This window comes from Kribbella sp. NPDC051620, assembly GCF_044453825.1.
GTDB lineage: Bacteria > Actinomycetota > Actinomycetes > Propionibacteriales > Kribbellaceae > Kribbella.
This window is the reverse complement of the sequence record NZ_JBITDB010000002.1, coordinates 247,801-265,987: the sequence shown is the minus strand read 5'-3', so window position 1 is coordinate 265,987 and position 18,187 is coordinate 247,801. Positions and strand designations below refer to the sequence as shown.

Genomic DNA, 18,187 nt, shown 5'->3' with positions numbered 1-18,187 from the left:
GGTCCTGTCTAATCCTGGGGTACGGAGACGGGCAGCGCGGTGGCCGCTCGTCCGGTCCGGGTCAGTGAGTCCGCGATCTCTCCGGCTCTGGTCGCCGTGTTGGACAGCAACGACGACGAGATGCCGTGACTGGCCTCCGTGCCGCCTTGCAGGTAGATCGCGGCCGAGACGTGCTGACCGGTGGCGATCCGGTAGTCGCGGCCGATCAGCGGCCTGCCGTCGTCGCCGAGCTCGCAGTGCGGCAGCACGGGAGCGAGGATCCCGTCGGTGTCCATCGGCCGGTAGCCGGTCGCGAAGATCGCCAGGTCGACGTCGAGCGGTCCGTCGAGATGCGGGCTGCTGAGCTCGATCCGGACCTTGCCGGCCAGCTCCCGGACCTCGGAGATCTTGGCCAGGTTGACCACCCGCAGGCGCTCCTGGCCCGACACGGTGTCGGAGTACTGGCGGCGGTACAACTCCTCGATCAGGTCCTGGTCGACCGCTGAGTAGTTGGTGTTCGCGTGGTACCGGTACAGGCTCTGTTTCGTCTGCTGGTCGGCGTAGTAGAAGTCGTCGACGGCCTGCGGGTCGAAGACCTGGTTCGCGTACGGCGAATCGTCCGACTGGGTGTAGCCGTAGCGGGAGTAGACGCTGTAGATCTCGGCCGTCTCGTACTGCTTGTAGAGGTGGGCGGTGATCTCCGCCGCGCTCTGGCCGGCCCCGATGACAGCGATCCTCGGGCGGCTCGGCGGCCGCCAGTCGCGCAGGTTCGACAGGAACGACGAGCTGTGCCAGATCCGGTCCGAGGTCCGGACGCCGGCCGGCAGCGACGGCGTCAGCCCGGTCGCGACGACCAGGTTGCGGGTCAGGGTGGTGCTCACCTCGCCGTCGGGCCCGGATGCGGTCACCTCCCAGGCAGTGACCGCGCCATCTTCTTCCCAGGCGCCGATCCCGGTCACGGTCTGTCCGTAGCCGACCAGGTGCTCGAAGTCCGACGCCGCCCACTCGAGGTACTTGTGGAACTCGATCCGGGTCGGGAAGAGCGTCTTCTGGTTGACGAACGAGTGAAACCGGTGAGCCTGGTGGAGGTACGCCACGAAGCTGTGCCTGCTGACCGGGTTCCGCGGGGTGACCAGGTCCTTCAGAAAACTGACCTGCATGGTGGCGCCGTCGATCAGCATGTCGCGATGCCAGCCGAACTGGCCGGTCCGTTCCAGATAGCGGGTCCGCAACCGCGCGGGTTGCTCGGAGAGGGCGATCGCCAACGCGAGATTCGAAGGGCCGAAACCCACTCCGATGGCGTCGTAGATCTCTGTCTGAGCTGCGTCGCGGGGCATCGCACCTTCAATCTGAGGTCGGCGATTATGGTCTAGAGCATAATCTCCGCCGGTCCGCGTGGCAGGGTTCGCGTGTCGCGTTCCGGATCCGGCCGGTCGCGGAAAGTATTCGCCTCCGATGGGTTGGCGTTCTCATGATTCAAGATGGGATCGGTTTGGTGGGAGACTCTCGCCTACCGTCGTTCGGCGCATCCTCCGGGTGTGCGGAGTCCATCGTTGTCAGGAGTAGTCGTGAGTGCATCGGTCGCATCGGTGGCCTCGCCGACCCGGTTGGCTCTGCGCCGGGTACGCCGGGATCGCAGCGCGCGGCTGGGAGCCTGGCTGGTGATCGTGTTGCTGGTGATCGCCGTCGCCGCCCCGCTGCTGGTGAAACTCACCGGGCAGGACCCGTACAGCTACAACATCGGGCTGCTCGATCCGGCGCGGGGCGGGGCTCCGAAAGGGGCGATCGGCGGGGTCAGTGGCGAGCACTGGTTCGGCGTCGAGCCGCTGACCGGGCGCGATCTGTTCTCCCGGGTCGTCCTCGGCCTGCGGACCTCCCTGCTGATCGCCGTGGTGGTGACACTGATCACCACCACGGTCGGCACCCTGGTGGGAATCAGCACGGCGTACTTCGGCGGCTGGTACGACGCCGTCGTCTCCCGGGTGCTCGACTTCCTCTTCGGTTTCCCGCAACTCGTCTTCATGATTGCCCTCGGCATCATCGTGCCGGCCAGGTTCCCGCGCTGGCTGCTGCTGATCCTGGTGATCAGCGTCTTCGGCTGGGCCGGCCTGGCCCGGCTGATCCGTGGCCAGGCGCGCTCGCTGGTCACCCGCGAGTTCGTCGAGGCGGCTCGCAGCGTCGGCTCGAGCGGCTGGCACATCATCACCAGAGAGCTGCTGCCGAACCTGCTCGGCCCGATCCTGGTCGTCGCCACCATGGCGGTCCCCGGCTTCATCGGGCTGGAGGCGGCGCTGTCGTTCCTGGGGGTCGGCGTACCACCGCCGACAGCCAGCCTGGGCCGGTCGATCTCGGACTCGATCGTCTGGGTCTACACCGGCGCCGACCCGTGGTTCCTGATCTTCCCCGGCCTGATGCTGTTCGTCACGGTGCTCGGCTTCACCCTGCTCGGTGACGGCGTCCGGGACGGTTTCGACGTCCGGCTGCGGAGGGCGATCTGATGACGGACCTGGTCTGGTTCCTGGTCCGCCGGCTGTTCAGCACGATCCTGGTGCTGCTCGTCCTCAGCCTCGCGGTCTTCCTGATCTTCTACGCGATCCCGGCCGACCCGGCCAGGCTGGCCTGTGGAAAGCCTTGTACGCCGGACCTGCTGGAGCGGGCCCGGCACTTCATGCAGCTCGACCAGAGCGTCGTCCAGCAGTACGCCGCCTTTCTCAAGGGCGTCGTGGCCGGCCGGACGTACGGCGACGGCGCCGCTGCCGTGCACTGCAGCGCACCGTGCTTCGGCTACTCGTTCCCGCTGGCGCGCCCGGTCACCATGCTGATCCTGGACCGGCTGCCGGTCACCGCATCGATCGCGATCGGCGCCGCGCTGATCTGGCTGGTCGTGGGCGTCTCACTCGGTGTCGGGGCGGCCCTCAGACGAGGCCGGTTCTTCGATCGGTTCGCGGTCGGCCTAGCGCTGATCGGGGTCGCGTCGCCGTCCTTCCTGGTCGGTCTGCTCGCGATCCTGGTCTTCGGCTTCTGGCTGAACATGGTGCCGGTCAACGGCTATGTGCCGTTCACCGAGAGCCCGGTCGACTGGGCCTGGCACCTGGTCACTCCATGGTGCGTGCTGGCCGCCCTCTCGGCCGCCTCGTACATCCGGCTGACCCGCTCGCAGATGCTCGAGGAGATGAACCTCGACCACATCACGACCGCGCGGGCCAAAGGCGCGGGCGAACGCCGGGTGGTCGTGGTGCACGGTCTGCGCGGGGTGCTGGTGCCGATCGTGACGATCTTCGGGCTGGATCTCGGTGGTCTGCTCGGCGGCGCGATCCTGACCGAGAAGGTGTTCAGCATGCAGGGGCTGGGGGAGTTGCTGATCAGCGGCGTCGGCCAGCTCGACATCGCGGTGGTGGTCGGGGTGACCTTGTTCTCGGCGTTCCTGGTGATCCTGGCGAATCTGGTGGTGGACCTTCTGCACGGCGTACTGGATCCGAGGGTGACCCGTGGCTGACAAACCTGTACTCGAGGTCCACGACCTGTACGTCACCTTCCGGACCGAAGGTGGCGAGGTGCCGGCCGTGGCCGGCATCGACTTCGCGGTCGCGCCCGGCAAGACGCTCGCGATCGTCGGCGAGTCCGGCTCCGGCAAGAGCGTCTCCTCGGCTGCCGTGATGGGCTTGCTGCCCGGCAACGCCGAGCTCAGGGGCGAGGTGCTGCTCGACGGCCGTGAGCTGATCGGGCTGCCCGCCGAGGATCTTCGCCGGATCCGCGGCAACGACATCGCGCTCGTGTTCCAGGACGCGCTCTCGGCGCTGAATCCGTACTACTCCGTCGGCTGGCAGGTGGCCGAGGCGTACCGGCTGCATCACGACGTCTCCAAGAAGGACGCCTTCCAGCGGGCGATCAGGATGCTCGATCTGGTCGGTATCCCGGCGGCGGCGCAACGGGCCAAGGACTATCCGCACGAGTTCTCCGGCGGGATGCGGCAGCGCGTCGTGATCGCGATGGCACTCATCAACGACCCGAAGGTGCTGATCGCCGACGAGCCGACGACCGCGCTCGACGTCACCGTGCAGGCCCAGATCATGCGGCTGCTCGAGGATGTTCAAGCGGAGTTCGGTACCGCGCTGGTGCTCATCTCGCACGACCTCGGAGTAGTCGCCGAGGTGGCGGACGACGTACTGGTCATGTACGCCGGTCGTGCCGCCGAGCGTGGTTCGGTGAAGGACCTCTTCTACCGCGCGGCCCACCCCTACAGTCTCGGCTTGCTGGGCGCGATGCCGCGGGTCGACGTACCGCCGCGGCACCGGCTGACGACGATCCCCGGCAGCCCGCCGTCGCCCGGCTCGATCAAGACCGGCTGCCCCTTCCAGCCGCGGTGCGCCTATACGAGCCAGGTCGGCGAGCGGTGCATCACCGAGCGCCCAGAACTCACCCCGAGACCAGGCGAGGGCTACCACGAGGCCGCCTGCCATCTCGGCCGCCGACCGGAGGTCGCCCCGTGACCGAGCAGCCAACCCCCGCCGACGAGCTGCTCCGGCTCGAGGGTGTGAAGAAGCACTTCGGGCTCGGTACGGCGCCCTGGCAGCGATCGATGTCGGTGAAGGCCGTCGACGGTGTCGACCTGGTCGTCCGCCGCGGCGAGACGGTCGGTCTGGTCGGCGAGTCGGGCTCGGGCAAGTCCACGCTGGCCAGGATCTCGACCCGCCTGCTCGACCCGAGCGCCGGCCGGGTCCGGATCGCCGGTCAGGACGTCACCAGGTTGCGCGGTCGCAAGCTCCGCCCGGTTCGCCGGCGGATCCAGATGGTCTTCCAGGACCCGCAGGCATCGCTCAATCCGCGTCAGTCGGTCGGTACGATCCTGACCACCCCGTTCAAGGCGCAGGGCGTCCGCCCGACCCGCGCGCAACTGGTCGACCTGGTCGGCCAGGTCGGTCTGTCCGAGGAGCATCTCGAGCGCTACCCGCACGAGTTCTCGGGTGGTCAGCGGCAGCGGATCGGGATCGCCAGAGCCCTCGCGGTCAAGCCGGACCTGCTGATCTGCGACGAGCCGGTCTCCGCTCTGGACGTGTCGGTCCAGGCGCAGGTGCTGAACCTGCTGGCCGACCTGAAGGACGAGCTCGGACTGTCCTACGTCCTGGTCGCGCACGACCTGGCGGTGGTCCGGCAGGTCGCGGACCGGCTCGCGGTGATGTATCTCGGCACGATCGTCGAGGAGGGGCCGGCGGCCGAGGTGTACTCCTCGCCCGCGCACCCGTACACCCGGGCGTTGCTGTCCGCGGTGCCGGTCCCCGATCCCGGCGCGGTCCGCGACCGGATCGTGCTCAAGGGCGATGTGCCGACGCCCGTCGACCCGCCGTCGGGGTGCCCGTTCCGGACCCGGTGCTACAAGGCCGAGGACGTCTGCGCGACGGTCCGGCCGGTCCTGGAACCAGTTGCCGGGGGCACCCATCGGGTCGCCTGCTACTTCCCGGAACCGCCTGACCCTGTTGAACTCTCGAACCCCCCATTGTCTGAGAGGACACCATGAAACGCTCTACCCGAGCGATCGCAGTCGCTGCCGCACTGGCGTTGGCTGCTACCGCCTGCAACGCCAATGACAGGACAGCTCCGAGCGGTGGCAACAGCGCCGCGGCCGAGCAGGGTGGCACCATCCACCTGCTCAGCACCAGCAAGGACATCCACCTGGATCCGGCCAAGAGCCAGAACCTCGGGATCAGCACCGTGCACCTGATCGTGCGTGGCCTGACGTCGTGGAAGACCTCGCCGGACAAGGCCACCGAGGTGGTGCCGGACATGGCCACCGACATCGGTCAGGCCAGCGACGCCGGCAAGACCTGGACCTACAAGCTCAAGCCCGGGCTGAAGTACGAGGACGGATCGCCGATCGTCGCCGCCGACGTCAAGTACGGGATCGAGCGGTCCTTCGCGCCGGAACTGTCGGGCGGCCTGGGGTACCACAAGTCGCTGCTGGTGGGTGGTGACAAGTACACCGGTCCGTACAAGGGCCAGGAACTCGCCTCGATCGAGACGCCGGACGACAGCACCATCGTCTTCAAGCTGAACAAGCCGTTCGGCGACTGGCCGTGGATCGTCAGCATGCCGGCCTTCGGGCCGGTGCCGAAGAAGGCGGACAGCGATCCGGCGCACTACGACGACAAGCCGGTTGCCAGCGGCCCCTACCGGGTGAAGACGAACGACACCGGCTCCAAGCTGGTCCTCGATCGCAACCCGAACTGGGACAAGGCGACCGACGAGGCACGCACCGGGCTGCCGGACTCGATCGTCTTCGACATGGGCCTTCAGCCCGACGTGGTCAACCAGCGACTGATCGCCGACGCCGGCGACGACAAGTTCGCGGCCGCCACCGGCACGGTGATCCCGCCCGCGCTGATTCCGAGCGTCACCGGCAACCCGGCGGTGAAGGCCCGGGTCGCGAAGTCTCCCTCCGGCGCGCTGCAGTACCTGGCACTGAACAACAAGCGCCCGGGCCTGTCGAACCCCGAGGTCCGCAAGGCGATCGAGTACGCCGTCGACAAGCAGGCGGTCCAGGTCGCGGTGGGCGGCCCGGAGTTCGGTGGCGAGCTCGCCACCACGCTGATCACGCCCGGCCTGGACGGCTACAGCAAGTACGACCTGTATCCGGCCTCGCCGCAGGGTGACCCGGACAAGGCGAAGTCGATGCTCGCCGCCGCCGGCGTGAGCAACCTCAACCTCGTGCTCGCCGCCACCAACACTCCGGTCGGACTCGGCGTGGCACAGGCGATCCAGCAGGGCCTGAAACGAGCCGGGATCACCGTCACCATCAAGCCCTACGAATCGGACCCGCTGTTCGACCTCACCACCGGTCCCAAGGGTGACTACGACATGACGGTGTCGACCTGGCTGCCGGACTTCCCGAGTGCGCTCGGCAACATCCAGCCGCTGTTCGCGTCGTCCGAGATCGGTAACGGCGGCTACAACCAGGCCCGTTACTCCAACCCGGCGGTGGACACCGCGATCCAGGCGGCCACCGCGGAGCAGGACCGGAGCAAGGCCGCCTCGGCCTGGGGTGCGCTGGACAAGCAGATCATGGCCGACGCGCCGGTGGTGCCGCTGATCTATGCACGGACCGCCTTCCTGCACGGCTCCAAGGTGCAGAACTTCTACCTGCCGTCGTACCCGCCGTACCCGAACGTCCTGACCCTGGGTCTGAGCAAGTAGCGGTACCGGCTCAGGTGCGGCCTTCCTTTTCCTGAGCTTCGAAGAGGGTCGGCTGGGTCTCGGCATCGAGTCCCCAGTCGGCCCTCATCACCGGGTAGCCGGCCTTTTCGGCGGCGGCGCAGACCTTGACGTCGTCGTCGACCAGTACCGCGACCCGCCGCTCCTGCGCGAGCGTCCTGAGCCGGGCCAGCTTCATCATGGCCGACGGGCGGCGGTCGTTGTTGCCGCGCATCAGCAGCTTGCCCTCGGGGAAGCCGTTGTCCTCGAACCACTTCACCGTGTCGCGCCTGAGCCGCTCGGGCCGCCCGGTCAGGTAGACGATCTCGTGGTCCGCCGCCAGCGTGGTCGCGACCGCGAGCCCTTCGTCCAGTACGGCGTCGTCCTTGGCGTGCGCGAAGAACGAGTCCCAGTCCTTCGGCTTCTTCTCCAGGTACTTGATCCGCTGACTGGTGTCGGACAGCGTCGCGTCGATGTCCAGTACGGCGTACGGGCGTTGGTCGTCAGGCACGTCCCCCAGCTTCCCAGGTACTGCGATCAAGCGCGTACTCGACCTCGCCGAACTCCGTCCCCGGCAGCGGCTCGTCGAAGTCCACGTGGAAGAGCCGGACGAACCGGAGCCCCGACTTCGCCATCACTCGTCGCGACCTGGTGTTGACCGCCATCGTGTCCGCCACCACCCGCGTCATCCCCAGCGCCCCGAACGCGTGGTCGATCAGCGCACGGGTGCCCTCGGTCGCATACCCCTGCCCCCAGGCCGCCCGGTTCAACCGGTATCCGACATCGACCGTCCCCGCCTCGCCGGTCGGCTGCAACCCGAACCACCCGACGAACCGCCCACTCGACTTCTCGTGCGCCGCGAACGTCCCCAGCCCCGGATGCGTCTCGTACCGCGCGAGGATCTCGGGCAGCACCTTCCGCTCGATCTCGTCCCGCGGCGTCGGCACGCCGGTCAGATACCGCATCACCTCGGGATCGCGATCCAACTCCACCAGCAACTCGACATCCCCGACCGTGAACCGCCGCAACACCAGCCGCCCGGTCTCGAGATAGATGTCCATGGAGTGATCCTCGCGACCCTGATCAGCCACTTCAACTCGATTTGGTGTTCGGATGGCGGGCAGTCGGGGGGTTGTGGGTGTGTTGATTGGGTGCAGGTGTGTACGCCGGGTTAGCGTTCTCGCGCGATGAACGACTCGATCACCTTTCTGCACAGCTCGGACTGGCAGCTGGGCATGATGCGCCGGTTCCTGGGGCCGGACGGTCAGGCTCGGTGGGCTCAGGCGCGGCTGGATGCCGTCATGCGGATCGGGGACGTCGCCAAGGAGACCGGCGCGGCCTTCGTGGTCGTCACCGGGGACGTGTTCGAGCACAACCAGGTCGAGCGGCAGACGATCCTGCGCGCTTGTGAAGCGCTGAAGCGGATCGAAGTACCGGTGGTGCTGTTGCCGGGCAACCACGACGCGCTAGAGCCTGGGTCGCTCTGGTCGTCGGCGCAGTGGTTGGGGCATGCGCCGGATCACGTCGTTGTCGTGACGGACAGCAAGCCGCTGGAGATCGTGCCGTGGGTCGAGATCGTCGGTGCGCCGTGGCGTTCGCGCCGGCCGGTTTCCGATCCGGCGGCTCCCGGGTACGCCGAGCTGAAGCCGGCGCCGGCCGGTACGACGCGGATCCTGCTCGCGCACGGGCAGCTGACCAGCCTGAGCGGTGGCATGTCCGACGTACCGACGATCGACCAGGCGGCGCTCGAAGCGGCTGTCGCCGATGGGCGGTTGCACTATGTCGGTCTCGGTGATCGGCACTCGACCACGGAGGTGACCGAGCGGATCTGGTTCTCCGGGACGCAGGAGGTCACCGCGCCGGAGGAGACGCATCCGGGCAACGTCTTGAAGGTGACGCTCGGACCGGCCTCGGGAAAGAAGCCGGCGACGATCGAGGTCGAGCCGATCCGGGTCGGCGCCTGGCACATGGTGGAGCACCACGCGGAGCTGTACGACGAGGAGTCGCTGACGGCGCTGGAGGACTTCTTCGCCGAGCTGCCGGAGAAGGAGCGGACCTACGTCCGACTCGCCGCCGACGGGTCGCTGCCGTTGCCGCTGCTCAGCCGGCTGGACGCGATGGTCGACGCGCAGGGCGAGGTCTTCGCCAGCGTCGAGCGGTGGGCGAAGTTCTGGACCGTGCGCCCGGCACCCGATGCCGCGGACCTGGACGCGTTGCAGTTGAGCGGTCCCGCGCGGGCCGCGATGGAGGAGTTGCGGCAGGCCCTGGCCGCCGGCGACGAGGGTGCCGGCGCGGCCCTCACGCTGATGCACAGACTGGCCCGGGACGCGGGATGAGGCTGCATCGACTGACGCTGCGGAACTTCCGTGGCGTCAAGGACCGTACCGTCGACCTGCCTGGCATCGGTACCACCGTGATCGTCGGCGACAACGAGGTCGGCAAGTCGAGCCTGGTCGAGGCGTTCGCGCTCGTCTTCGACTTCCCCGACGACTCCAAGTCGACCCGGATCCGCGACATCCAGCCGGTCGGCCAGGACGTGGCGCCCGAGGTGACGGTCGAACTGACCCTGGGCGGGCGCGAACTCACGTACACGAAACGCTGGCTGAAGAACCGCTCCACCGAGCTGTCCGTCGTCGAGCCCGACGGCCGGCGCCAGACCTTCACCGGTCGCGAGGCGCACAACGAGGCCGAGCGGCTGTTCGCCGAGAACGTCGATCCCGTGCTGTGGCAGACGTTGATGGTCGGTCAAGGGCAGTCGCTGGTACTTCCGACGCCCGCCGATGCCGAGCCACTGATCACGGCGGTCACCGCTGAATCCGGTACGCCGGTCGACGGCGCCTCGATGCCCTTGGTCACCGCCGTCGAGCACGAGTACCTGCGCTACTGGACCCGCGGCGGCCGCCCGACCGGCGACTTCGCCAAGTCGGCGCAGCACGTCGCGGCGGCGGAGTTGGCCGCTGAGCAGGCGCTGAAGGCGATGGACGAGGTGCTCACCGACATCCGTCGCGCCGAGCGGCTCGCGCTCGACCTGGCCGACCTGTCCGGACGGCTGGACGAGCACCTCGAATCGGTCGAGGGACTGCGCGAGAAGAAGAAGGCGACCGACGAGATCCTGCTCCGGCGCGACTCGATCCGCAGTCGCGCCGAGACCGCTCGCGCGCGGTTGGAGAACCACACCCGCACCCGGCTCGAACGCGAGCGGCTGCTGGCCGATGTCGAGCGCTTCACCAAGGCCGATGCGGAGTTGGCCGAGCGGTGGAAGCACGCCGACCAGACTGCCCGCAAGGCGGCCGAGACGGTGCACGCCGCCGAGGCCGCGCTGGCCGAGGTGGTCGAGCTCAGGGACGAGCGCCGTGGCGAGGTTCAGGATGTGGAGCGGCTCGTCTCGTCGCTGATGGACCGGGCCGAGCTGGGTCGGTTGCTGGGTCAGCAGTCGGAGCTGGTCGACGTACGGGCCCGGATCGCTGCCGCGGGAGCGGTGCTCGATGCGATCTCGGTCGATGACGCGTTGGTCAACGCGTTGGAGGATGCGCGCGCGAAGGTCGTCGAGGCTCGGGCGGCGCTGGCGGCCGGAGTACCGGAAGTGTCGGTACGACGGCTTGGCGGCGAAGCCGTTGAGTTGTCGGGGACCGGGTTGGATGCGGGCGGCTCGGCGAAGGTGCCGTCGTCGTTGGGTGAGGACGGCGCTGTCGAGTTGCTCGTGTCCGGCGAGTTGGTGGTCGGCGTACCGGGTGCAGTGGAGGTTCGTGTCCGCGCGGGTGGCGAGGCGGCGACTCTGCGGGCGGCGGTGGATGAGGCTGTCCGACGTGAGAAGGATCTGCTGAAGAAGGCCCGGGTCAAGGACCTGCCGGCCGCGCGCGAGTTGCTGCGCAAGGGGGACCTGGCGTCGGCGGAGTTGCAGGAGGCGCGGCGTACCGAGCGGTCGTTGACGGCGGGCGGCGACCCGGCGGAGCGGATCGCGTTGCTGACCTCGCGGCTCGGGTTCGTCGAGGGTGAGCCGGTCGAGGAGCCGGCCCCGAAGCAGGTCGCCGACGTCAGCGTGCCCGGGCAGATGTCTCTGTTCGAGCAGTTCGAGCCGGACGAGAACGCCTTCGACTTCGAGGATCTGGAGATCCCCGAGCCGATGGACGTCGGCGAGCTCGCGGTCGCGCAACGGCGGTTGGAGAACGCGCGGAGCGGCCTGGCCGAGGCGGAGGCGCTGCTGGCGGACGCGGAGTACGCGGCGGCGCAGGCGCGGAAGGCGGCCGACGAGGATCGGTCGGAGGCGCAGCAGGCGCGGGCGCGGGCCGAGTTGGCGGGGGAGCGGCTGGCCGCTGCGGTGGAGGCCCTTGAGGCTGCTCGTGAGTTGCTGGCCGACGATGACGTCGAGGGCGCTGAGGTCGAGGCGACGGCCGAGGTCGAGGCGGTACTCGAGGAGCTGACCGCGGTACAGGAGCAGGTCGACGCTGCCGGGGCCGATCGGGTCGCCGGCGAGTTGGCGGATGCGCTGGCGGTGGCGACGCGGCTGCAGGGTGAGCGGGACGCACTGCGTGACTCGCTGCGCACCACCGAGGGGCGGCTGGAGCAATCCGGGCGTGACGGACTCGCGACGCGTCGCGACACGGCCGACCTCGATCTGGCCGCCATCCGGTCGGAACACGAGAGCCTGAAGCGTCGCGCCGACGCGGCCCGCCGGGTCTACGAGACGCTCGGCCGGCATCGCGCGGAGGCGCAGACGAAGTACTCGGAGCCGTTGCAGACCCGGATCGAGGCCCTCGGCCGCAGCGTCTACGGCCCGTCGTTCCGGGTCTGGCTGGACGACGACCTCGCCGTCGCCGAGCGCGAACTGGACGGCGCCCGGCTGCGCGTCGAGGCGTTGTCGACCGGCGCCCAGGAGCAGCTCGCGATCATCACCAGGCTGGCGATCAGCCACCTGGTCAGCACCGGCGAAGGCAGCGTGCCGATCATCTTCGACGACGCCCTCGGCTGGTCCGACAAGGCCCGCCTCCGCGACATGGGCGCGCTGCTCGGCCGAGCCGGCGACCACGGCCAGGTCATCATCCTCACCTGCATGCCGGACCGGTACGAGTACGTCCCGCGCGCGACGTACATCAAACTCGAGTCCTGACGGACCGCTGACGTTGTAGCCTGCCGCGCATGAGTTTGCCGGTCGTGCGTGCTTACACCGCTCGGTTCTCCGGTGCGCTGACTACGGAGTCGCTGGATCGGCTTCGGTCGGTCAGCGGGTTGGAGGCTCGTGGGCGGCTGGATGACGAGCGGTCGGAGGAGTTCGGCGTACGGCGCCTGCGCGACACACCCGGTACGCCGGTGGTGCTGCGGCTGTATCGCGAGGACGGGCAGTGGTCGTTCGTGCTCACGTACCAAGGGGATCCGCCGGCAGCCGGTGAGTTGGCGGCGGTGCGCGACCGGGTGCGGGCGGCTGTTGCTGCTGCGGGCGTAGTACTGGACCAAGAGGTCTGAGCCCGTGTACCCCGTCGATCCGGCCAACGGGTATCAGGTGCGGGCGCGGGACCTCGAGTTCCTCGGCTACTCGCGCGAGCAGCTCGAGTGGTGGCACGGCCGGACGGCTCCGAACGGGCTGACGCCTGGGCAGTTCCGGGAGTTCAGGTCGAGCCTGCTCGATGCGCTGCGCTCGGACGACGTACCGGCCGAATCGGTGGAGGTGTTCCTCAAGGGTTCGAGCGTCAGTTTCTTCGCCAACAAGCGGAAAACGTTGCCGACGCCGGCGGAGCTGGCCGATCAGCCGGTGGCCAGGGCGCGGCTGGAGCAGTGGCTCGGTGATGATGCCGATCGGCCGCGGTCGCGGTTGTTCGATGCGATGCACCGGCTCGGGTTGGAGCCGCCGAGTGATGTCGACCTGGTGATCAGCTCGGACGAGATGGTCCGGCGGGCGCGGGAGAGGTTCGAGGCGGATCCGACCCGCGGGCCTGACGACTACCTGCATCCGAAGTACCGGTTCGTCCGGAAGTCGTTGATCAACGAGACGTTCCCCAGCATCGCCGACTGGACGGATCGGTGGCAGGCGATGCTCGGGCGGGAGGTAACGCCGGCCGTGTTCGGGCTTCGGGACGAGCAGCTCGAACCGCCGGACATCGATCAGGCGGTGCGATGGAAGATCGTGGGTCCACAGGCTCTTGCGATGAACTCGATGGGGAGCGGGCCGGTGGTGGAGAGCAGCTACGAGGACAGGCTCCGGATCACGCCGCCGGAGTTGCCGGTGCCGGCCGAGAATCCGCGGTTGCGTAACAACCAGCAGCGCGGGATCGATCGGGCGTTGCTGCGGTTCCTGGACTCAGAGGTCAGTCTGTCGGCCGATGCGTACCGGGTGCTGGGGCAGCGGGTCGCCGACGTCCGTCAGGCCTTTGTCGAGGATCCGGGCTTCGCTGCGAACGAGAATCGGCTGCTCGGGCAGGGCAGTTGTTTCTACGGTACGGCGATCCAGCCGGTCGCCGGGCGCGGACTCGACGTCGACGTACTGCTCGAGCTCCCGTACCGCCCGGACTGGAACCCGCAGCGCTATCTGGTCGAGGCCGAGCGGGCGCTGAACGAGAGCCGGACCTGCGCGGGGGCGGCGCAGCGGCAGAGCCGGAACGTACGGATCGACTTCCCGGGCGAGGTGCACGTGGACGTCGTACCGATGGTGAAGCTGCCGTCGGGCGAGCGGGCGATCGTGAACTTCGACGAGGACGCGTTCCAGCCGGTCGATCCGGTCGGGATCGCGGAGTGGATCGACCAGCAGGACTCACGGGCCGGCGGCAGCTTGCGGCCGGCTGTGCGGTTGCTGAAGTACGCCAACGCGATGGAGGGGAAGCTGCCGCTGGCGCCGATCGCGTTGACGATCCAGCTGGGTGAGCAGATCAAGCAATCGGGACTGGCTCAACGGGGTATTACCGACGACCTGCGCCGGCTGACCGACGGGCTCTGCGCTGCCACCGCCGATCCGGAGCGCAAGCCGCGGATCGACGATCCGAGCCGGCCGGACGTGAACTTCGACCATCGCTGGAAGGCCGACGACTACCAGCGGTTCCGGGTCGGGATCCGGGAGTACAACGATCGGCTGGTGGCTGCCCTGCGGACCGACCCGGACGGTACCCGGGCCGATGTCTGGGTGCCGGTGTTCGGGAAGGACTTCGCGACGTACCTGAATGAGCCCGTTGTGGACAGCGAACTGCAACTGTCGGCGGCCAAGGCTTTCGGTGGAAGTGCGCCGGCAGCTAGGGCGGTCGAACCCGGTGCGCAGGCGTCGAGGTGGCGGTCGGCCGGCTCGTCCGGCGCCGGCGAGCGTGGACGCGAATGAAGAGCTTCGGGGGTTGACCTGGAGTCCACTCCAGGTAGTTGGGTAGAGGCATGACCTCGATTCAGGTGCCGGACGGTGGGGTGACCATCGGCGAGGCGGCCCGGTTGACCGGGTTGTCCATCGACACGTTGCGGTACTACGACCGCGAGGGGCTGCTCGGCGAGTTGCCGCGCGACGGTGGTGGACGGCGGCGGTTCGATCAGCTCAGCATCGGACTGCTGGACGTGCTGATCCGGTTGCGGCGGACCGGGATGCCGATCGAGCAGGTGCGGCAGTTCACCCGGCATGTGCGCGAGGGCGACCGGGACCGGGCGGGGCGGCTGGCGTTGTTGCGGGAGCACCGGATCAAGGTGCTCGCGGATCTACAGCAGCTGGAGGCCGACCTCGAGGTCATCGACTGGAAGATCGCGGCCTACCAGGCCGCCGAGGACGGCATCGACCCGCCGCCTCGCGACTGAACCTCTCGATGGGAAACAGATGACTGAGGCAATGAACAGGAAGCTCGGCGGGCGTAGTACGAGCGCGCTGGGAGTCGGATGCTGGGCGATCGGTGGGCCGTGGGTGGCCTCTGGTCGGCCCGCGGGGTGGGGTGAGGTGGATGACGAGGTCAGCATCCGGATGATTCACACGGCCATCGATGCCGGCATCCGGCTGCTCGACACCGCAGATGTGTATGGCGCCGGGCACAGCGAGGTCGTGGTCGGTGAGGCGTTGCGACGGTTGCCGGCGAGCGTGCGCGACGAGGTGATCGTGGCGACCAAGTTCGGGAACGTCTTCGACGAGACGACCCGGGTGGCCGAGGGGCAGGACGTCTCGCCCGCCGCGATCCGGGCCGCGACCGAGGGCAGCCTGCGACGGCTCGGGGTCGAGGCGCTCGACCTCACGCAGATGCACGGTGGCGCCGACACGGCCGCCGAGGCGGAGGTCGTGGTGGCGACGCTCGAGGAACTCGTTGCTGAGGGCAAGCTCAAGGCGTTCGGGACGAGTGTCGACAAGCCGGAGGTGATCGCGGCGTACGGCAAATCGTCGGCGATCAGCGCGCAGTCCCAGCTCAACGTCTTCGGCCACGATCCCGAGGTGCTGGCGACGGCCCACGAGTACGACCTCGCGGTACTTGCCCGTACGCCGCTCGCCATGGGCCTGCTGACCGGCAAGTACGACCTCTCGAACCGGCCCGCCGAGACCGACGTCCGGCGCGACACGCCCTGGTGGACCTACTTCGACGACGACGCGATGGCCGACTGGCTGCGCCGGCTCGAATCCGTCCGGGAGATCCTCACGACGGACGGCCGAACCCTGACCCAGGGCGCCCTCTGCTACCTCTGGGCGCTGGACCCCATCATCATCCCGTTGCCTGGGGCCCGAACCCCGGAACAGGTCACCGAACACGCGGCGGCCATCAGCTTCGGCCCGCTGCCCGAGTCGGCGCGCCAGGAGATCGACGAGTTGCTCGCCGATTCCCCGGAACGCCGCTGAGTTCAGACCATCGGGATGACGCTGGCCGTGCTCAGAGTCGGCTCGGTAGCGCCGGGCTTGTTCTCGACGGTCAGGCCGAAGGCGATCTTGTCGGCCACCCCGCCGCGGATGACCTGTGGGCCGTCGCTGGTGGTCACGCCGACCGAGTGCATCACCTCGGACTTGTCGCTCAGCCAGAGTTGGTAGGTCTTGCCGCTGGGCAGCTTCGGCAGGTTGTTGAGCAGGACGATCGCGGTGTCCTTGCTGGCCGACATCACGACGGCCGCCTGACCGCCGTCCTTCAGGTTGCCGCGGACGGTCTTGGCATCCGGCTCGGCCAGCAGGGCGGCGAGTTGCTGGTTCTGCTGGTGCTCGCGGGAGCTGTCGCGGTACTGGTCGACGGCGATGCCACCGGCGCCGGCGACCAGGATCCCGGCCGCGGCCAGGCTGAACAGCGAGCGACGGTTGAAGGACTTCCGGCGTACCGGCGCGGGCAGCTCGACCTGTACTTCGGGACGCACCAGCGGCGGCAGTTGCCTGGTACTGGCGATCTCGGCGAGGACCCGGGTCTTCAGCGCTGGCGGTGGCTGGGTGGCGACCGCGGTACCGAGCTTGTTGGCCGCTTCGCGGAGCTCGGCGACCTCCGCGCTGCAGGACTGGCAGTCGGCGAGGTGTTCCTCGAAGTTGATCCGCTCGTCCTCGGGCAGTGCGTTCAATACGTAGGGACCGGTCAGCGCGTGCACTTCCGGTGTCGTCATGGTCCTCACCTCCCCGTCACACCCAGGCAGTCGCGCAGCCGGATCAGGCCGTCGCGCATGCGTGCTTTGATCGTCGCGAGCTTGGCGTCGAGCAACTCCGCCACTTCCCGGTACGAGTATCCGCCGTAGTAGGCCAGCGTCACCGATTCCCGCTGCAGCTCGGTCAGCGAGGACAGACAGTGCCGGACCTGTTCGACCTCGAGGTTCGTTGTCACGGCCTCCGCGACCTCGTCGTACTCCGTGATCGAACTCGCCGCCGCGACCGCCTGTTCCCGATCGGTCGACGACTGTTCGGAGCGGACCCGGTCGATCGCCCGGCGGTGCGCCATCGTCAGCACCCACGAGGTGAGCGAGCCGCGGTCGGCGTCGTACCGGGTGGCGGTGCGCCAGATCTCGACCATCACCTCCTGGGTCACCTCCTCGGACTGGGCCGGGTTGCGCAGGACGCGCCGGATCAGGCCGTAGACGCGGGGCGCCATCAGGTCGTACAGCTCGGCGAACGCGTCGGTGTCGCCACGTGCCACCCGGGCCATCAGGTCGGCCGGACTACCGGTCGCCGGGTTGACCACCCGCGGCCACGGTAAAGCGGTCTCCTCGCTCACAAGGCGTTTCCTCCGACTCGATCCAGCTGGTCGGAGGTACTTCGGAGCGCGGTGGTCATCGGATGGGTCAGCGCAGCACCCGGTCGGGTGAGCTGTAGATCACACAGCGCTCGCCCCGGGTGAAGCCGACGAGGGTGACGCCGAACCGCCGGGCGAGGTCGACGGCGAGGCTGGACGGCGCGCCCACGGCGACCATCATGCCGATGCCGGCCGCTACCGCCTTCTGGATCAGTTCGTACCCCATCCGGCCGCTGACGACGAGTACGAGGCCTTTGCGGCTGCGCTGGTTGAGCACAGTCCAGCCGACCACCTTGTCGACGGCGTTGTGGCGGCCGACGTCCTCCCGGACCGCTACCTTTTGGCCGTCCGGGGTGAAGAGGCCTGCGGCGTGCAGTCCGCCGGTACGGCCGAAGGTGGGTTGTGCGTCGCGGAGGAGGTCCGGCAGGCGCAGTACGACGTCCAGTGGTACCTCCACCGGGTCGACTGGGTCGTACTGGCGCTCGGCGAGCTCGTCGAGGCTCTGCTGGCCGCAGACGCCGCATGCGGCCGAGGTGACGCCGTACCGCTGGGGTGGTTCGCGGTCGGGCGGGCCGTCGAGGGTGACGGTGACTGTGTTGAACTGCTGGTCGCGGGTGAGCTTCACGTCGGTGCAGTAGGCGACCGTGCTGATCGCGTCCGGGCGGACGGCGAAGCCCTCGCCGAGGCAGAAGCCGGCGGCCAGCTCGAAGTCGGAGCCGGGGGTGCGCATGGTGATGACGAGCGGCTCGGGCGGGCGACCGGGCCACTCGAGGCGGAGCTCGAGCGGTTCCTCGGTGACCACCACGTCCTCGCGACGGGACGTCTTGCTGCCGTCCTGCACCTCGACCTTGTACCGGGTCGTGGGTCCTTTGCTCATGTATACAATCTAGGCG

Annotated in this window: 17 protein-coding genes; 11 read left to right on the top strand and 6 right to left on the bottom strand. The window is 68.7% G+C overall.

Translation table 11 applies throughout. From position 1 onward, the window contains the following. Nucleotides 1–8: 8 nt before the first annotated feature. A complete protein-coding gene (locus ACIA12_RS08515) occupies nt 9–1,316 on the bottom strand; it encodes a lysine N(6)-hydroxylase/L-ornithine N(5)-oxygenase family protein (protein WP_396366274.1) in 1,308 nt (435 codons plus the stop codon). Between the two features lie 231 nt (nt 1,317–1,547). On the opposite strand from ACIA12_RS08515, the gene ACIA12_RS08510 reads away from it, so the two are divergent. Genes ACIA12_RS08510 through ACIA12_RS08490 form a run of 5 tightly spaced genes read left to right on the top strand, consistent with a single transcriptional unit; the run spans nt 1,548 to nt 7,167 of the window. Further along, nucleotides 1,548–2,477 (top strand): ABC transporter permease, encoded by a 930-nt coding sequence (locus ACIA12_RS08510; RefSeq protein WP_396366273.1) that lies wholly within the window; start codon nt 1,548–1,550, stop codon nt 2,475–2,477. Further along, on the top strand, nt 2,477–3,475 hold the full coding sequence (locus tag ACIA12_RS08505; RefSeq protein ID WP_396366272.1) for an ABC transporter permease: 999 nt from the start codon (nt 2,477–2,479) through the stop codon (nt 3,473–3,475). The genes ACIA12_RS08510 and ACIA12_RS08505 overlap by 1 nt, the downstream gene beginning before the upstream one ends. Continuing rightward, a complete protein-coding gene (locus ACIA12_RS08500) occupies nt 3,468–4,469 on the top strand; it encodes an ABC transporter ATP-binding protein (protein WP_396366271.1) in 1,002 nt (333 codons plus the stop codon). The genes ACIA12_RS08505 and ACIA12_RS08500 overlap by 8 nt, the downstream gene beginning before the upstream one ends. Continuing rightward, nucleotides 4,466–5,494 carry an ABC transporter ATP-binding protein gene (locus tag ACIA12_RS08495; RefSeq protein WP_396366270.1) on the top strand — a complete coding sequence of 343 codons (1,029 nt, stop codon included), beginning with the start codon at nt 4,466–4,468 and terminating at the stop codon, nt 5,492–5,494. Before ACIA12_RS08500 ends, ACIA12_RS08495 begins: the two co-directional genes overlap by 4 nt. Continuing rightward, a complete protein-coding gene (locus ACIA12_RS08490; protein WP_396366269.1) occupies nt 5,491–7,167 on the top strand; it encodes an ABC transporter substrate-binding protein in 1,677 nt (558 codons plus the stop codon). Before ACIA12_RS08495 ends, ACIA12_RS08490 begins: the two co-directional genes overlap by 4 nt. Before the next feature lie 10 nt (nt 7,168–7,177). On the opposite strand, the gene ACIA12_RS08485 is transcribed toward ACIA12_RS08490, so the two are convergent. Beyond that, nucleotides 7,178–7,675 carry an HAD family acid phosphatase gene (locus tag ACIA12_RS08485; protein WP_396366268.1) on the bottom strand — a complete coding sequence of 166 codons (498 nt, stop codon included), beginning with the start codon at nt 7,673–7,675 and terminating at the stop codon, nt 7,178–7,180. Beyond that, nucleotides 7,668–8,225, bottom strand: coding sequence for a GNAT family N-acetyltransferase (locus ACIA12_RS08480; protein WP_396366267.1), 558 nt, complete (start codon nt 8,223–8,225; stop codon nt 7,668–7,670). Before ACIA12_RS08480 ends, ACIA12_RS08485 begins: the two co-directional genes overlap by 8 nt. Before the next feature lie 126 nt (nt 8,226–8,351). Between ACIA12_RS08480 and ACIA12_RS08475 the strand changes: the two genes are divergently transcribed. The 6 genes from ACIA12_RS08475 to ACIA12_RS08450 are packed head-to-tail and all read left to right on the top strand — an operon-like array spanning nt 8,352 to nt 15,937. Next, nucleotides 8,352–9,500, top strand: a complete 1,149-nt coding sequence (locus ACIA12_RS08475) for an exonuclease SbcCD subunit D (protein ID WP_396366266.1) — start codon at nt 8,352–8,354, stop codon at nt 9,498–9,500. Then, nucleotides 9,497–12,271, top strand: a complete 2,775-nt coding sequence (locus ACIA12_RS08470) for an AAA family ATPase (protein WP_396366265.1) — start codon at nt 9,497–9,499, stop codon at nt 12,269–12,271. Before ACIA12_RS08475 ends, ACIA12_RS08470 begins: the two co-directional genes overlap by 4 nt. 29 nt (nt 12,272–12,300) lie before the next feature. After that, on the top strand, nt 12,301–12,624 hold the full coding sequence (locus tag ACIA12_RS08465) for a hypothetical protein (protein ID WP_396366264.1): 324 nt from the start codon (nt 12,301–12,303) through the stop codon (nt 12,622–12,624). Between the two features lie 4 nt (nt 12,625–12,628). Beyond that, nucleotides 12,629–14,461, top strand: coding sequence for a hypothetical protein (locus ACIA12_RS08460; protein ID WP_396366263.1), 1,833 nt, complete (start codon nt 12,629–12,631; stop codon nt 14,459–14,461). 50 nt (nt 14,462–14,511) lie between these two features. Next, complete coding sequence (locus ACIA12_RS08455) at nt 14,512–14,919, top strand: MerR family transcriptional regulator (RefSeq protein WP_396366262.1); 408 nt, start codon at nt 14,512–14,514, stop codon at nt 14,917–14,919. Between the two features lie 31 nt (nt 14,920–14,950). Beyond that, complete coding sequence (locus tag ACIA12_RS08450; RefSeq protein WP_396366261.1) at nt 14,951–15,937, top strand: aldo/keto reductase; 987 nt, start codon at nt 14,951–14,953, stop codon at nt 15,935–15,937. 2 nt (nt 15,938–15,939) lie between these two features. Here the strand turns inward: ACIA12_RS08450 and ACIA12_RS08445 are convergent, their stop codons facing one another. The 3 genes from ACIA12_RS08445 to fdhD form a co-directional block, all read right to left on the bottom strand. After that, nucleotides 15,940–16,674, bottom strand: coding sequence for an anti-sigma factor domain-containing protein (locus tag ACIA12_RS08445; RefSeq protein ID WP_396366260.1), 735 nt, complete (start codon nt 16,672–16,674; stop codon nt 15,940–15,942). A 5-nt stretch (nt 16,675–16,679) separates the two neighbouring features. After that, nucleotides 16,680–17,243, bottom strand: a complete 564-nt coding sequence (locus ACIA12_RS08440; RefSeq protein WP_396367144.1) for a sigma-70 family RNA polymerase sigma factor — start codon at nt 17,241–17,243, stop codon at nt 16,680–16,682. A gap of 100 nt (nt 17,244–17,343) precedes the next feature. Next, a complete protein-coding gene (gene fdhD / locus ACIA12_RS08435) occupies nt 17,344–18,171 on the bottom strand; it encodes a formate dehydrogenase accessory sulfurtransferase FdhD (RefSeq protein WP_396366259.1) in 828 nt (275 codons plus the stop codon). Between the last annotated feature and the right edge of the window lie 16 nt (nt 18,172–18,187).

What these genes read in the sequence shown, in the direction of transcription:
- ACIA12_RS08515 (WP_396366274.1), bottom strand. Translation starts at nt 1,316, where the DNA reads ATGCCCCGCGACGCAGCTCAGACAGAGATCTACGACGCCATCGGAGTG.
- ACIA12_RS08505 (WP_396366272.1), top strand. Translation starts at nt 2,477, where the DNA reads ATGACGGACCTGGTCTGGTTCCTGGTCCGCCGGCTGTTCAGCACGATC.
- ACIA12_RS08490 (WP_396366269.1), top strand. Translation starts at nt 5,491, where the DNA reads ATGAAACGCTCTACCCGAGCGATCGCAGTCGCTGCCGCACTGGCGTTG.
- ACIA12_RS08480 (WP_396366267.1), bottom strand. Translation starts at nt 8,225, where the DNA reads ATGGACATCTATCTCGAGACCGGGCGGCTGGTGTTGCGGCGGTTCACG.
- ACIA12_RS08475 (WP_396366266.1), top strand. Translation starts at nt 8,352, where the DNA reads ATGAACGACTCGATCACCTTTCTGCACAGCTCGGACTGGCAGCTGGGC.
- ACIA12_RS08470 (WP_396366265.1), top strand. Translation starts at nt 9,497, where the DNA reads ATGAGGCTGCATCGACTGACGCTGCGGAACTTCCGTGGCGTCAAGGAC.
- ACIA12_RS08465 (WP_396366264.1), top strand. Translation starts at nt 12,301, where the DNA reads ATGAGTTTGCCGGTCGTGCGTGCTTACACCGCTCGGTTCTCCGGTGCG.
- ACIA12_RS08455 (WP_396366262.1), top strand. Translation starts at nt 14,512, where the DNA reads ATGACCTCGATTCAGGTGCCGGACGGTGGGGTGACCATCGGCGAGGCG.
- ACIA12_RS08450 (WP_396366261.1), top strand. Translation starts at nt 14,951, where the DNA reads ATGAACAGGAAGCTCGGCGGGCGTAGTACGAGCGCGCTGGGAGTCGGA.
- ACIA12_RS08445 (WP_396366260.1), bottom strand. Translation starts at nt 16,674, where the DNA reads ATGACGACACCGGAAGTGCACGCGCTGACCGGTCCCTACGTATTGAAC.
- fdhD (WP_396366259.1), bottom strand. Translation starts at nt 18,171, where the DNA reads ATGAGCAAAGGACCCACGACCCGGTACAAGGTCGAGGTGCAGGACGGC.